The organism is Streptomyces angustmyceticus, assembly GCF_019933235.1.
In the GTDB taxonomy this organism is placed as follows: Bacteria; Actinomycetota; Actinomycetes; order Streptomycetales; family Streptomycetaceae; genus Streptomyces; species Streptomyces angustmyceticus.
In genome coordinates, this window is the sequence record NZ_CP082945.1 from 4,654,336 (window position 1) to 4,668,962 (window position 14,627).

The window sequence follows — 14,627 nt, forward strand, 5'->3', positions numbered from 1 at the left end:
TGCGCACCACCTCGCTGTGCGCAACGGTCAGTCTGCCTTGTCGCGCCCTTTTCCGTCAGTAGGGGTCCGGGCCGTCCACAAAGCCTCCCCGGCCGATCGGGGGCGGAGGGCGGAGCGACGTACGGCGGGGGCGTGAAGCCCGCGTTCCCGCGCGCCCCCGGGTGCCGTCCGGCCCTTCCGCGATTACTGACGGATCGTCAGATCAGCGCTACCGTATCCGGCATGGAGACCTTCCCGAAGATCATCTCGGTGGACGACCACACGGTGGAGCCCCCGCACGTCTGGCAGGACCGGCTCCCCTCGAAGTACCGCGACATCGGCCCGCGCATCGTCCGGGCGCCCGTCCGGGAGATGACCTTCGTGGGCGGGAAGTTCGCCCCGAAGATGGGCGCCGCGGGTGACGACGGGCCGATGGCCGACTGGTGGGTCTACGAAGATCTGCTGCGGCCGCTGACCCGTCTCGACACCGCCGTCGGTTGCTCCCGCGACGACATCAAGCTCGAAGGCATCACCTACGAGCAGATGCGCCCCGGCTCCTTCAGCGTGCCCGAACGGCTGGCCGACATGGACGTCAACCACGTCCAGTCCGCCCTGTGCTTCCCCACCTTCCCCCGCTTCTGCGGCCAGACCTTCACCGAAGCGAAGGACCGCGAACTGGGGCTGCTGGGGGTGCGGGCGTACAACGACTGGATGGTGGAGGAGTGGTGCGGCCCGCAGGCGGAGGGCCGGCTGATACCGCTGACCCTCGTCCCGCTGTGGGACGCGGAGCTGGCGGCCGCGGAGGTGCGGCGCAACGCGGCCCGCGGTGTACGGGCTGTCTGCTTCAGCGAGATCCCGCCCCATCTGGGGCTGCCCAGCATCCACACCGACTACTGGGACCCGTTCCTGCGCGCCTGCGACGAGACCGGCACGGTCGTCGCCATGCACATCGGCTCCTCGTCGAAGATGCCCTCGACCTCCGCCGACGCCCCGGCCGCCGTCGGCTCCACGATCACCTTCGCCAACTGCTGCTTCTCGATGGTCGACTGGCTGATGAGCGGCAAGTTCGACCGCTTCCCCGGCTTGAAGATCATGTACGCCGAGGGCCAGATCGGCTGGATCCCGTACATCCTCGAACGCGCGGACGTGGTCTGGGAGGAGAACCGCGGCTGGGGCGGCGTCGCCGACAAGGTCCGCCGCCCGCCGTCCGAACTCTTCGCCGAGCACGTCTACGGCTGCTTCTTCGACGACGCCTTCGGGCTGCGGAACCTCGACGCGATCGGCGTCGGGAACGTCCTGTACGAGACGGACTACCCGCACTCGGACTCGACCTGGCCCACGTCGCGGGAGGTCGGCGAGTCCCAGATGGGGCACCTCGCGCCGGACGTGGTGGAACAGATCGTTCGGGGGAACGCGATCGCGCTGCTGGGGTTGACGCGGGAGGGGCTGTGGGGGCCGTCGGCGGGGCCGGGGGCCTGAAGGTCAGAAGGTCAGATTCGTCGGATCCGGATCCTGCCGGGAGGGTGTATGGACAGCGCGTGCGAGGCGGTATGGCGGCCCGAGGCGGGGCGGCCGGCCTATGGGATGCAGCTTCCGGTGCAGGCGCAGAGCCCCCTGTTCGCGGAGGGCTGGGAGCCGGGGGCGGGGCCCGGCGAGCTGGTGGCCGTGGCGCGCGCCGCCGACCGGTACGGGTTCGCGTACGTCGCCTGCTGTGAGCACATCGCGATTCCGCGGCGGCTGGCCGAGGCGATGAGCACCGTCTGGTACGACCCGGTGGCCACCCTGGCGCATCTGGCCGCCGTCACCGAGCGGGTGCGGCTGCTGAGTCATGTGGCGGTGGTGGGGCTCAGGCACCCGCTGGTCACGGCCAAGCAGTACGCGACGCTGGACCGGCTCTCCGGGGGGCGGCTGATCCTCGGGGTCGGGGCCGGGCATGTGCGCGAGGAGTTCGACGCGCTCGGGGTGGACTTCGCGCGGCGCGGCGCGGTGGTGGACGAGGCCGTCGACGCGCTGAAGGCGGCGCTCGGGCCGGAGGAGTTCCCGAAGTTCGCGGGGGAGCGCTTCCCGTTCGAGGGACTGGGGCAGGCGCCGCGGCCCGTGCAGGCGCCGCGGCCGCCGATCTGGGTGGGCGGCTCCTCGCCCGCCGCGGTCCGCCGCGCCGCGGTGCGCGGCGACGGCTGGCTGCCGCAGGGCGACCGGCGGGCCGAACTGCCGGCGCAGATCGGGAAGCTGCACCGGCTGCGGGAGGCGGCCGGCGTCACGGAGCCGGTCGTGGTGGGCGCCATCACCGAGCCGCTGTACGTCGGCGCGCCGGGGTGGGAGGTCGGCCGGCGGACCCTGTCCGGGGCGCCGGAGCGGATCGCGGAGTCGCTGCGGGAGTACGGGGCGATGGGGGTGCACCAGATCCAGGTGCGGTTCCGCAGCCGCAGCGCCGACGAACTGACGGATCAGATGGCGGCGTTCGGGACGGATGTCGCGCCGTTGCTCAACGGCTGACGGCTGACGGCTGACGGCTGACGGCTGACAGCGGGTGGCCGGCGGCCGATGGCGGCCGGCCGGCGGCCCCCTGGCGGCATACCGACGGCCGCCACCGGCCGTCGGCGGCCCATGCCGCCGGGCCCCGACCAGGCGGCCCCGCACGCACCGGAAACAGGCGACCACGTACGCACCAGCAGAGGAGTGCAGGCATGGGCAAGCTCGACGGGCGGGTTGTCATCGTGACGGGTGCGGCGCGTGGGCAGGGTGAGCAGGAGGCGCGGCTGTTCGTGGCGGAGGGCGCGAAGGTCGTGCTCGGGGATGTGCTGGACGGACAGGGCGAGGCGCTCGCCAAGGAGCTGGGGGAGGAGCGGGCCCGGTTCGTGCACCTGGACGTGACGCGGGAGGCGGACTGGGAGGCGGCGGCCGTCGCGGCGAAGGACGCCTTCGGGAAGATCGACGGGCTGGTCAACAACGCCGGGATCCTGCGCTTCAACGAGCTGGTGTCGACGCCGTTGGAGGAGTTCCAGCAGGTGGTGCAGGTCAATCAGGTCGGCTGCTTCCTCGGGATCCGTACGGTGGCGCCGGAGATCGAGGCGGCCGGCGGCGGCACGATCGTCAACACCGCCTCGTACACGGCCCTGACGGGCATGGCCTTCGTCGGCGCCTACGCCGCGACCAAGCACGCGGTCCTCGGGCTCACCCGGGTCGCCGCGGTGGAGCTGGCCGCCAGGAAGATCCGGGTCAACGCGGTGTGCCCGGGGGCGGTGGACACCCCGATGACCAACCCCGCGACGCTGGACCCGGGCGCCGATCCCGCCGAGTCGAGGCGGGCCGTGGACGAGCTCTACCGGAAGCTGGTGCCGCTGGGCCGGATCGGCCGGCCGGAGGAGGTCGCCAAGCTGGCGCTCTTCCTGTCCTGCGAGGACTCGTCGTACATCACCGGGCAGCCGTTCGTCGTCGACGGCGGCTGGCTGGCGGGGGTCAGCGTCTTCTGACGGTTCGTCAGGCGACCGGGCGGCGGCTATTGACGCTCCCCGTGCGCGGTGGAACAGTCGGCACATCGAATCTGACGGTTCGTCAGAAATGGCGAACGGCTCTCAGGGGACGGTGAACCTCCTTGGAATTCGGGCTCTTTGTACAGGGATATGTGGGCAAGCGGGCCGAGACCGATCCGCTCGCGGAGCACAAGGCGCTGATGGAGGAGACCGAGTACGTCATCCAGGCGGACAAGTCCGGCTTCAAGTACGCCTGGGCGTCCGAGCACCACTTCCTGGAGGAGTACTCGCACCTCTCCGCCAACGACGTCTTCCTCGGCTATCTGGCCCACGCGACCGAGCGGATCCACCTGGGCTCCGGGATCTTCAACCCGCTCGCCCAGGTCAACCACCCGGTGAAGGTCGCCGAGAAGGTCGCCATGCTCGACCACCTCAGCGAGGGCCGCTTCGAGTTCGGCAGCGGGCGGGGCGCCGGCAGCCACGAGATCCTGGGGTTCCTGCCGGGCATCACCGACATGAACCACACCAAGGAGATCTGGGAAGAGACCATCGCCGAGTTCCCGAAGATGTGGCTCCAGGAGGAGTACCCCGGGTTCCAGGGCAAACACTGGCAGCTGCCGCCGCGCAAGATCTTCCCCAAGCCGTACGGGGCCGCGCACCCGGCGATGTGGTACGCGGCCGGCTCCCCGTCCTCGTACGCCATGGCGGCGAAGAAGGGTCTGGGCGTCCTCGGCTTCAGCGTGCAGAAGGTCTCCGACATGGAGTGGGTGCTGGAGCAGTACAAGACGGCGATCCGGGACGCCGAGCCGGTCGGCGGCTTCGTCAACGACAACGTGATGGTCACCTCCACCGCGATCTGCGCCGAGACGCACGACAAGGCCGTCGAGATCGCCGTGGGCGGCGGGCTGAACTACCTGCAGTCGCTGGTCTTCCGCTACCACGACACCTTCCCGCGCCCCGACGGCATCCCCGAGTGGCCCGAGCTGCTGCCCGACTACACCGCCGAGGTCATCGAGCTGCTGATCGCCGAGGAGCTGATGATCTGCGGCGACCCGGACGAGGTGCTCGGGCAGTGCAGGCGCTGGGAGCGGGCCGGCGCCGACCAGCTGAGCTTCGGCCTGCCGATCGGGATCTCGTACGAGGACACCATGAACACGGTCAAGCTCATCGGCGAGCACGTGATCCCGAAGATCGACACCGATCCGGTGCACCGGACGACCCGGTTCCGTCAGGCCGCGGGCAGCTGAGTCCGCCGAGGGAAGGGGGCGCTCCGCCCATGCTCGACCACCTGATCAAGGGCGCGACCGTCGTCGACGGGACGGGCACGCCCTCGTACACCGCCGATGTCGGCATCCGCGACGGCCGGATCGCCGTCGTCGCCCCGGCCGGCACCGTCACCGAGGAGGCGAGGACGAGCGAGGACGCCACCGGGCTGGTCCTCGCCCCCGGCTTCGTCGATCCGCACACCCACTACGACGCGCAGCTCTTCTGGGACCCGTACGCCACCCCCTCGCTCAACCACGGCGTGACGACCGTGGCGGGCGGCAACTGCGGCTTCACCCTGGCACCGCTGCACCCCGAACGGCCCGCCGACGCCGACTACACCCGGCGGATGATGTCCAAGGTCGAGGGCATGTCCCTGGTGGCGCTCGAAGAGGGCGCCCCCTGGACGTGGCACTCCTTCGGCGACTACCTGGACGCGCTGGAGGGACGGATCGCCGTCAACGCGGGCTTCATGGTGGGCCACTGCGCGCTGCGGCGGTACGTCATGGGCGCGGACGCCGTCGGCGGGCAGCCCACCCCCCGGCAGCTGGACGAGATGCTGGCGCTCCTCCACGAGGCGATGGACGCCGGGGCCTGGGGCTTCTCCACCACGCAGTCCACCACCCACTCCGACGGGGACGGCCGGCCGGTCGCCTCCCGGCACGCCGGACCGGAGGAGCTGCTCGCCCTCTCGCGAGCCGTCGCCGCACACGAGGGCACCCAGATCGAGGCGATCGTGGCGGGCTGCCTCGACCAGTTCGACGACGACGAGATCGAGCTGTTCGCGGCGATGAGCGCGGCGGCCGGCCGCCCGCTGAACTGGAACGTCCTGACGATCGACGCGGCCGTGCCCGAGCGGGTGCCGCGCCAACTGGCCGCCGCCGAACGGGCCCGGGAGACCGGCGGCCGGATCGTGGCCCTGACGATGCCGATCCTCACCCCCATGAACATGTCCCTCGGCACCTTCTGCGCCCTGAACCTCATCCCCGGCTGGGGCGAGATCCTGGGCCTCCCGGTACCCGAGCGCATCGAAAGGCTCCGCGACCCCCACGTCCGGGCCGAACTGCTGCGGCACGCCGGCAGCAAGGAGGCGGGCGTCTTCCGGCGGCTCACCGACTTCGGCCGGTACGTCATCGGGGACACCTACTCCCCGCAGAACGAGGGCCTGACCGGACGCGTCGTCGAGGACATCGCGGCCGAGCGCGGCCTGGAGCCCTTCGCCTGCATGGTCGAGATCTGCGCCAACGACCGGCTGCGGACGGTGCTGTGGCCGATGCCGACGGACAACGACCCGGCCTCCTGGGCCCTGCGCGCCGAGACCTGGCAGCACGAGGACGTGCTGCTCGGCGGGTCCGACGCGGGCGCCCACCTGGACCGGATGTGCGGCGCGCCGTACACGACGCGCTTCCTCGGCGACTGCCTGCGGGGCAGGAAGCTGGTGGGCCTGGAGCAGGCGGTGAAGATGCTCACCGACGACCCCGCCCAGCTCTTCGGCCTGCGCGAGCGCGGCCGCATCGAGGAGGGCTGGCACGCGGACCTGGTCCTCTTCGACCCCGAGCGGATCGACGCGGGCAAGGCCACGCTCGTCCACGACCTGCCCGGCGACAGCCCGCGGCTGGATTCCCGGGCGATCGGCGTCACCGCGGTGTGGGTCAACGGCGTCGAGACGATCCGCGGGGACGTGGTGACCGGCGCGGTGCCGGGGACGGTGCTGCGGTCGGGACGGGACACGCGGACGGTGAGCACGAAGTGAGCGAGGCCGGGCGGCTGTTCATCGGTGGTGAGTGGGTCGAGCCCGACGAGGGCCACTACGAGGTCGTCGATCCGGCGACGGAGGAGGCCGTCGGGCTCGCGCCCGAGGCGAGCCGGGCGCAGGTGCACCAGGCGGCGGCCGCGGCGCGGGAAGCCTTCGCGACCTGGTCGCGTACCTCGCCGCAGGAGCGGGCCGCGGTCCTCGACCGGGCCGCGGAGGTGATGCAGCGCGACTTCGCGGCGCACGCCGAACTGGCGCGGGCGGAGAGCGGGGCCACCACCGCGACGGCGCGCGGGATGCAGGTCGCGGTGGGAGTGGCGCGCTTCCGGCGCTACGCGAAGGGGGCGCTGGAGCCGGTCGAGGAGGGGCTGCCGCCGCAGATCAACGAGGCCGGGCCGATGGGGCGGGCGGCCGTGCTGGGCGCCCTCGCCGGACGCCGGCCCGTCGGCGTCGTCACCTGCATCACCTCGTACAACAACCCGTGGGCGAACCCGGCGGGCAAGATCGCCCCGGCGCTGGCGATGGGCAACACCGTCGTGGTGAAGCCCGCTCCGCAGGACCCGCTGTCGGTGTACCGGATGGCGGCGGCGCTGGCGGAGGCGGGGGCGCCGCCGGGAGTGGTGAACGTGGTGAGCGGCGCGTCCGCCGAGGTGGGCGAGGCGGCCGTGGACGCGCCGGACGTGGACATGGTGAGCTTCACGGGCTCGACGGCCGTCGGGCAGCGCATCGCCGAGGTGTGCGGGCGCGGGATGAAACGCCAGCTCATGGAGCTGGGCGGCAAGGGCGCCGCGGTGGTCTTCGACGACGCGGACCTCGACGCGGCGGTGGCCGGCATCGGCACCACGTACTCCTTCTACAGCGGGCAGATCTGTACGGCGCCCACGCGGGTGATCGTGCAGCGCGGGGTGTACGAGGCGCTGGTGGCGCGGCTGACCCGGTACATCGGGCAGCTCACGATCGGCGATCCGCGCGCCCGGGGGACGGTGGTCGGTCCGGTGATCTCGGCCGCGCACCGCGACCGGGTCGAGTCGTATGTGGAGCTGGGCAGGAAGGAAGGCGCCCGGGTCGTGGCGGGCGGCGCACGGCCGTCCGCCCCGGAGCGCGGCTTCTACGTCGCGCCGACGCTGCTGGCCGACTGCACCCCCGGGATGCGGGTCGTGCGGGAGGAGATCTTCGGTCCGGTCGTCGTGGTGCTGCCCTTCGACGGGGAGGACGAGGGGGTGGCCCTCGCCAACGACAGCGACTACGGGCTCATCGACTACGTGTGGTCCGGCGACGTCGCCCGCGCCTTCCGGGTGGCCCGGCAGCTACGGGCCGGCGGGGTCGGCGTGAACACCGTCGGCCGGAACATGGAAGCGCCCTTCGGCGGCTTCAAGAAGAGCGGGGTCGGGCGGGACGTGGGTTCCTACGCGCTCCATGCGTACAGCGAACTGCAGGCGATCGTGTGGGCGGGGTGAGGCCGCTTCCGCGTGGCGCGTGCCGGCCTGTCGGGCTGCTGGCCTGTCGGCCTGTCGCCCCGGCGTCCGGAAAGCGGACGGGAAAATTTGGAACTGGGGCAAAAGGGGCAGGGCTGCGGTTCTCGCAATGCGAAAGATGCATGTCGAAACCTTCGCATCAAAGGCTGTGCGTGGGGCTTTCGTTGATGTGGTCGGCTTGATGCCCCTGAAATCCCTTGACATGAAAGGGTCGGCTCGCGGAAGTGGATCTTCCGGATACGGATACAGCAGCCCTTAACGTCCTGTTCATGGTTCAGGTTGACCCCCGCCCCCAGACCGGAGACACGGTAACGAGCGTCGGCGCTGCCGGCGGCGGGAGCAGCAGTAGCACCCGCAGCAAGGGCCTCAGCGGCAACTCCGTGGGCCTGCTCGGCAGCGCGGTCATCGGCATCTCGACCGTCGCGCCCGTCTACTGCCTCACCTCGACGCTCGGTCCCACGGTCGGCGAGGTCGGGGTGCAGATGCCCGCGGTGTTCCTCGCCGGGTTCCTGCCGATGCTGCTGGTCGCCTTCGCCTACCGCGAGCTCAACAACGCGGTCCCGGACTGCGGCACCTCCTTCACCTGGACGGTCAAGGCGTTCGGCCCCCGCGTCGGCTGGATGTGCGGCTGGGGGCTGGTGATCGCGACGATCATCGTGCTCTCCAACCTGGCCGGCGTCGCCACCTCGTTCTTCTACCTGCTGCTCGGCGAACTCACCGGCAGCCCGGCCGTCGCCGCCCTGGACGACAACAGGGCCGCGCACGTCCTGACCTGCCTGGTCTTCATCGCCGCCGCCACGGCCGTCAGCTATCGCGGGATGACCGCCACCAAGGGCGTCCAGTACACCCTGGTCGGCCTGCAGCTCGCGGTGCTCGCCGTGTTCGTCGTGCTGGCCGTGATCAAGGCGCGGTCCGGCGACTTCGCCGGCTCCGTCGACTTCTCCTGGACCTGGCTCGACCCGTTCGCCGTCCGGTCGTTCTCCGCCTTCACGGCCGGCCTGTCGCTGTCGATCTTCATGTTCTGGGGCTGGGACACCTGCCTCACGGTCAACGAGGAGACCGCCGGCAGCGCGAAGACGCCCGGCCGCGCCGCCCTGCTGGCCATGGTCGTGCTGATCGGCTCCTACCTGCTCACCGCCGTCGCCTCGCAGATGTTCTCCGGCGTCGGGCACGAGGGCCCGGGCCTGGGCAACCCGGACACCGCCGACAACGTCTTCGCCGCGCTCGCCAACCCCGTCATGGGCACCGTGCTCGGCGTGCTGCTGTTCGTCGCGGTCCTCGCCTCGGCCGCGGCCAGCCTGCAGACCACCTTCATCCCGGTGGCCCGGACGGTGCTGGCGATGAGCACCTACGAGGCGCTGCCGGCGTCCTTCGCCAGGATCCACCCGCGCTTCCGCTCCCCGGGCCGGGCGACCGTCGCGGCCGGCGTCGCCACCGGTGTCTTCTACTCCGTGATGAGCTTCCTCAGCGAGAACGTGCTCATCGACACGATCTACGCGCTCGGCCTCATGATCTGCTTCTACTACGCGATCACCGCCTTCTCCTGCGCCTGGTTCTTCCGCCGCGAGCTGCGGAACTCGGCCCGTGACCTGCTGTTCAAGGGCGTCTTCCCGGTCCTGGGCGGCATCCTGCTCGCGGCCGTCTTCTTCAAGACCCTGACCGACATGTGGAACCCCGCCTACGGTTCGGGCAGTTCGGTCCTCGGCGTCGGCTCGGTCTTCGTCATCGGCGTCGGCCTGCTGCTCCTGGGCCTCGTGCTCATGCTCGTGATGCAGCGGCGCAGCCCGGGCTTCTTCCGCGGCACGGTCCTGACCCGGGCGACGCCGGCGTTGGTGGTGGAGGACTGAGGGGCGTGGGGCAGGGAGGGATTCGGCGCCGGGGGACGGTGGTGCCGCCTCGGGGGCGGCGGTTCGGGCTCCTGGGTGAGCACGCGGTCCTCATGGGCGGAGGACCAGCTTTCCCTTCGTGCGGCGGGCGAGCAGGTCCTCGTGGGCGTCGCGGGCCCGCGCGAGGTCGTACTCCGCGCCGACCAGGGGCCGCAGCCGCCGCCGCGCCGTGAGGCCGAGCAGCTCCTCCAGGACCGGACCGCCGGCGCCGTTCCGGGCGAGGAGCGGAACCAGCCAGAAGCCGGCGACGCCGATGTTCTCCACCGCCAGGCGGCTCGGGTCGAGGGCCGAGGCGGCCTTGCGGGACGAGGCGCCGTAGGTGACCAGCCGGCCGAGGTGCCCGAGGGAGTCCAGGGCGGCATCGAGGACGGGGCCGCCGACGGCGTCCAGCACGACGTCCACCGGGCGCCCCTGATTGGCGTCGAGGACGCGCTCCCGGTAGCCCTCCGCCTCGCCGTCTACGGCCGCGTCCGCGCCGAGTCCGAGGGCGAAGGCGCGCTTCTCTTCGGAGGAGGCCGTGGCGATGACACGGCCCGCGCCGAACTCCCTGGCCAGCTGGACGGCGAGGCTGCCCGTCCCGCCCGCGGCGGCGTGCACCACGACGCTCTCGCCGGGCCGCACCCGCGCGACCGACCGCAGCAGATGCCACGCCGTCAGCCCCTGTATGAGCAGCGCCAGAGCCTCGCCCGCGCTCACCCCGTCCGGTAACGCGACCAGGTCGCGGTCGCGGACGGCCGTCTTCGCCGCGTAGCCGCCCTGGAGGACGTAGCCGAGCACCCGCCGCCCGTCCGCGGTCCGGCCGACGACCTCCATGCCGGGGATGCGCGGCAGCGGCCCCTTCGGCGCGTAAGGGCCGTCGGGTTGCTCGCCCGCCATCTGTTTGATGTCACCGAAGTTGACGCCGGCGGCCGCCACCTCGACCAGCGTCTCGCCCGGCCCCGCCACCGGTTCCGGCACCTCGGCCTCCTCCAGGACCTCCGGTTCACCGAATCGCTCGAACTGCATGGCACGCATGACGCCCCTCCCGGACGGGTCGAACTCCCCGGCAGCCGGTCATGTCCCGCCGACGGCCGGTCCCTGGACCGCCGCAATCGCTACGATCGCCGCGATCGATGTCTCTCCCTCTCCGCCAAATTACGTGGCCCGCAGTGGTCTTGGCGGCCACGCATGGCGTTGCGCGGCGAGCATGGCCCGCGGTCCTCGTCACCCGGGTCCGGCCCGGACCGGCGTGCGCGCCGCGGGTGCCGCGCGTGGCCGGGCCGGCGGGCCGTGGTCAGCCCCAGTGCCCCACGAAGACCGGGTTGGTCATGGCCGCCATCGGGCCCGGCAGGCCCGCGGTCGCCGAGGGATGGCGGACTTCCGCGCGTATGTAGGCGGCGTACTCCGCGGTGGTCTGCCAGCTGACGGTGCCGTCGCCGGAGGCGGGCAGCGGGGTGGAGTACAGCGTCCCCTGGTCGGTGACGAAGGAGACCGTGCGCCCGGGGGCGCCGGAGACCGTGAGGCGGGCCGTGACCTTCGCCGTACGGGGGACCGCCAGGCGTTCGGCGATCCCGGCGTGTTCGCCCCGTTCACCGGTGACGGAGAAGGCCAGATCGACCTTCGACGACTCGGCGATCCACACCCGGCCCGCCCGGATGCCGTCCAGCAGGGCACGGCGCGAGAGATCGTCGGCGAGGACCACGGTCTGCGGCAGGCCCACCACGTCCGGGTCGCGGTGGGCGTCGCTGTGGCCGACGGCCGGCAGCCAGTCCGCGCGGCCACGGGTGTGCGCGACCAGGGCGTTGTCCCACTCGGCGAGGGTGATCTCGTCATCGGGGGTGTACGGGCCGTTCCAGACCTCCACCGCGTCCGCTTCGTTCAGCCCGAACTTCCAGTTGCAGCCGACGCAGGTGGCGTGCGGATGCGCCGGGACGACCAGCCCGCCGGCCCGCCGGATGGCGCGCGCGTACTTCCCGAAGGCGTTGTCGCGGGCCCGGTAGCGCCAGTCGATGAAGACCTCGGGGTCGGTGCCCAGCGCGACCACGTGCCCGTTGCGGGTGGTGACCTCCTCGCCGGTGAGGATCAGCAGGTCGTCGCCCCACAGGCCGTCCCAGGCGCGGTGCGCGGAGGTGGTGTTGTGCTCGGAGGTGTTGATGAAGTCCAGCCCGGCGGCGCGGGCCAGCGCGGCGATCTCGGCGGGGGTGCGCCTGCCGTCGGAGTGGACGGAGTGCAGATGGCCGTCGCCGCGGTACCAGGCGCGGCCCCGGCCCCGGGCACGTTCGGGCGGATGGACGGGCGCCGGGGTGCGCCCCGGGGGCCCGTACCGCAGGGTGACCGTGACGTCGTAGGAGAGACCCTGCGGCGCGACCGTGTACGGCCCCAGGGCGATGTGCCAGGTGCCGGCGTTGACGGGGCCCGGCAGATATCCGGGCGTGGCGTCGTCGGCGCGCAGGAAGAACTCCGTCCGCGCGCCGCCGGACCAGCCGCGGAAGCCGGCGCCGCCGAGGTCAGTGCCCCGTTCGTCGAAGACGCCGATGTCGCAGGCGTTGCCGGCCGTGCCCGCGGGGACGGCCGGCCTGTCGTAGTCGTAGGCCACGGCGATCTCGCGGACGCCGGGCGGCACCTCGACCGGAAGGTAGACGAAGTCCGGGGCGCCCGTCGGCAGATGGCCCCGCACCCGCCGGGTCTGCTCGCCGGGACCGCCCCCGGGCCGCCCGGCGGCGGGTGCGGCGTCGGCGAAGCTCACACGTCCGAGCGTAAGCGCGCCCGTCGCGCCCGCAACCGCCGAAAGTCTCAGCACCTCACGTCGTTCCATCCCCGCCCCCTGCCGTCCTGTGTCGTCTTGCGCCTTCTTCCGCCCGCCCGGACCCCGTGTCGCATCAGCCCCGTCCCTGCGTCTGCGACCCGCGCGGGCCCGTGCCGCGCCGGTCTGTTTCCGCCGCGCGGCCGGCTCGTCGCGCCGCGTGAAAACTGTTGTACGCGCGTGCGGCGGGGAGGGAAAGGGCTGTGGATAACCGTCGGTCGGTGCGGCAACATTCGGTCCCACACACGCCTGACGCGGAGGTGTCCCGTATGCGGATCGCGACCACGATCTTCCTGACCGACGAGACGATCCGGCCCGACCGGCTGGGCCGCGAGCTGGAGCAGCGCGGCTTCGACGGCCTCTATCTCCCCGAGCACACCCACATCCCCGCCAGCCGGGACACCCCCGCCCCCATGGGCGAGCCGCTGCCCCGCGAATACGGCCGCACCCTCGACCCGTTCATCGCGCTCGGCCAGGCCGCCGCGGTCACCGAGCGGCTCGCGCTCGGCACCGGCATCACCCTCGTCGCCCAGCACGACCCGGTCGACCTCGCCAAGCAGATCGCCACCCTCGACTTCCTCTCCGGGGGCCGCTTCACCCTCGGCGTCGGCTACGGCTGGAACGTCGAGGAGGCCGCCGACCACGGGGTCGAGTGGTCGACCCGGCGCGCGCTGACCCGGGACCGGGTGGCGCTGATGCGCGCCCTGTGGGCCGAGGAACCGACCGCGTACGAGGGCGCATTCGGCTCCGTGCGGGCCTCGTTCGCCCACCCCAAGCCGGTGCACGGCGCGCCGCGCATCCTCCTGGGCGGCGCGGCCGGCCCCAAGCTCTTCGGGCAGATCGCCGAGTACGCCGACGGATGGCTGCCGATCGGCGGCGGCGGGTTGGCGGAGACCGTTCCGGTGCTGCGGCGGGCCTGGGCGGACGCCGGGCGCGCCGGCGAGCCGGTCGTGGTGCCCTATGCGGTCCGTCCCTCGGCCGGGAAGCTGGCCCACTACCGCGAGCTGGGCGTCCGGGAGGTGGTGCTGCAACTGCCGCCGGCCGGGGAGGGCGAGGTGCTGCGGACCCTGGACGACTTCGCGCAGTACCTGTGACGGGTGACGCAGGGGAGCGCGGCGTGCGGGAAGGGTGATGACGGACGGGGCGCGGGGGCGCACGGTCCCTGGGAGGCCGTCTTGCCCGCCCCCTGACGGGCGCCCCGCACGGGCCTAGGACCAGCGGTGTACCGCCTTCCGCCCGGGTCGGTACCGGAGAACGATCCGCCGCGGCCCGTGCGGTCGTAGCGTCGAAGGGGAAGGGCCGCGGATCCCCGTGGAGCGGCGGCCCGACGAGAACGGTCACCGGCCGGAAGATCAGGGCTCCACAAGAGCCCGGAGATCAACGGCCCACGACGGGCAACGGTCCGCGCCGCCGCGGCAGCTCAGGGGACGCGTTGCCCACGCGACCCGAGAGATCAGGGAGATCCCATGCCTCGCCTCGACCACACGATCGTGCACAGCACCGACCGTTTCGCCTCCGCCCGGTTCCTGGCCGACCTGCTCGGCGCGCCCGAACCCAAGGCGTTCGGCCCCTTCGCCGCCCTCAAGCTCGACAACGGAGTGGCCCTGGACTACGCCGAGCACGTCGCCAAGGGAGAGTTCGTCCCCACGCACTACGCGTTCCTGGTCACCGAGGACGAGTTCGACGGGATCTTCGCCCGCATACAGGAGCGCGGGCTGCCCTACTGGGCCGACCCCATGCACACCAGGCCCCAGGAGATCAACACCCTGGACGGCGGCCGCGGTCTCTACCTCGACGACCCCGACGGCCACAACATGGAGTTCCTGACCAGGACCTACTCCGACGAACTCCTGGCCAGTATGTGACCGACCGCGCCGCACCCCTGCCGGGCCGGTTTCCGCCGCGTTCGGCGAGGGTGTGGGCGACGAGTGCGTTGGCCGTGTCAGGCGAAGTGCCGGGGCGGCACGAGGAACGCGGCGCACAGCGCGAGGTAGCCCACCATGCCGCTGCACATGT

The 14,627-nt window shown here is 72.2% G+C and carries 11 protein-coding genes; 9 read left to right on the forward strand and 2 right to left on the reverse strand.

Translation table 11 applies throughout. From position 1 onward, the window contains the following. Positions 1 to 222: 222 nt before the first annotated feature. The 7 genes from K7396_RS20975 to K7396_RS21005 all read left to right on the forward strand — a co-directional run bounded on the left by K7396_RS20975 (position 223) and on the right by K7396_RS21005 (position 9,790). Positions 223 to 1,458, forward strand: a complete 1,236-nt coding sequence (locus K7396_RS20975; RefSeq protein ID WP_152105135.1) for an amidohydrolase family protein — start codon at positions 223 to 225, stop codon at positions 1,456 to 1,458. A gap of 48 nt (positions 1,459 to 1,506) precedes the next feature. Further along, positions 1,507 to 2,475: a TIGR03619 family F420-dependent LLM class oxidoreductase gene (locus K7396_RS20980; RefSeq protein WP_152105134.1), complete on the forward strand. Its 969-nt coding sequence runs from the start codon at positions 1,507 to 1,509 to the stop codon at positions 2,473 to 2,475. Positions 2,476 to 2,666: 191 nt separating this feature from the next. Further along, positions 2,667 to 3,452 (forward strand): SDR family NAD(P)-dependent oxidoreductase, encoded by a 786-nt coding sequence (locus tag K7396_RS20985; RefSeq protein ID WP_086715918.1) that lies wholly within the window; start codon positions 2,667 to 2,669, stop codon positions 3,450 to 3,452. Between the two features lie 122 nt (positions 3,453 to 3,574). Beyond that, positions 3,575 to 4,699, forward strand: coding sequence for an LLM class flavin-dependent oxidoreductase (locus K7396_RS20990; protein WP_086715916.1), 1,125 nt, complete (start codon positions 3,575 to 3,577; stop codon positions 4,697 to 4,699). Between the two features lie 29 nt (positions 4,700 to 4,728). Then, complete coding sequence (locus K7396_RS20995) at positions 4,729 to 6,468, forward strand: N-acyl-D-amino-acid deacylase family protein (protein ID WP_086715914.1); 1,740 nt, start codon at positions 4,729 to 4,731, stop codon at positions 6,466 to 6,468. Then, a complete protein-coding gene (locus tag K7396_RS21000; protein ID WP_086715912.1) occupies positions 6,465 to 7,925 on the forward strand; it encodes an aldehyde dehydrogenase family protein in 1,461 nt (486 codons plus the stop codon). Before K7396_RS20995 ends, K7396_RS21000 begins: the two co-directional genes overlap by 4 nt. A gap of 287 nt (positions 7,926 to 8,212) precedes the next feature. Next, positions 8,213 to 9,790 (forward strand): APC family permease, encoded by a 1,578-nt coding sequence (locus tag K7396_RS21005; protein WP_152105133.1) that lies wholly within the window; start codon positions 8,213 to 8,215, stop codon positions 9,788 to 9,790. Between the two features lie 90 nt (positions 9,791 to 9,880). Here the strand turns inward: K7396_RS21005 and K7396_RS21010 are convergent, their stop codons facing one another. Further along, on the reverse strand, positions 9,881 to 10,843 hold the full coding sequence (locus K7396_RS21010; RefSeq protein WP_152105132.1) for a quinone oxidoreductase family protein: 963 nt from the start codon (positions 10,841 to 10,843) through the stop codon (positions 9,881 to 9,883). Positions 10,844 to 11,102: 259 nt separating this feature from the next. After that, positions 11,103 to 12,623: a CehA/McbA family metallohydrolase gene (locus tag K7396_RS21015; protein WP_174887020.1), complete on the reverse strand. Its 1,521-nt coding sequence runs from the start codon at positions 12,621 to 12,623 to the stop codon at positions 11,103 to 11,105. A gap of 257 nt (positions 12,624 to 12,880) precedes the next feature. On the opposite strand from K7396_RS21015, the gene K7396_RS21020 reads away from it, so the two are divergent. Next, a complete protein-coding gene (locus K7396_RS21020) occupies positions 12,881 to 13,705 on the forward strand; it encodes a TIGR03619 family F420-dependent LLM class oxidoreductase (RefSeq protein WP_086720492.1) in 825 nt (274 codons plus the stop codon). Between the two features lie 372 nt (positions 13,706 to 14,077). Then, positions 14,078 to 14,476: a VOC family protein gene (locus K7396_RS21025; RefSeq protein ID WP_086720493.1), complete on the forward strand. Its 399-nt coding sequence runs from the start codon at positions 14,078 to 14,080 to the stop codon at positions 14,474 to 14,476. The last annotated feature ends 151 nt before the right edge of the window (positions 14,477 to 14,627 follow it).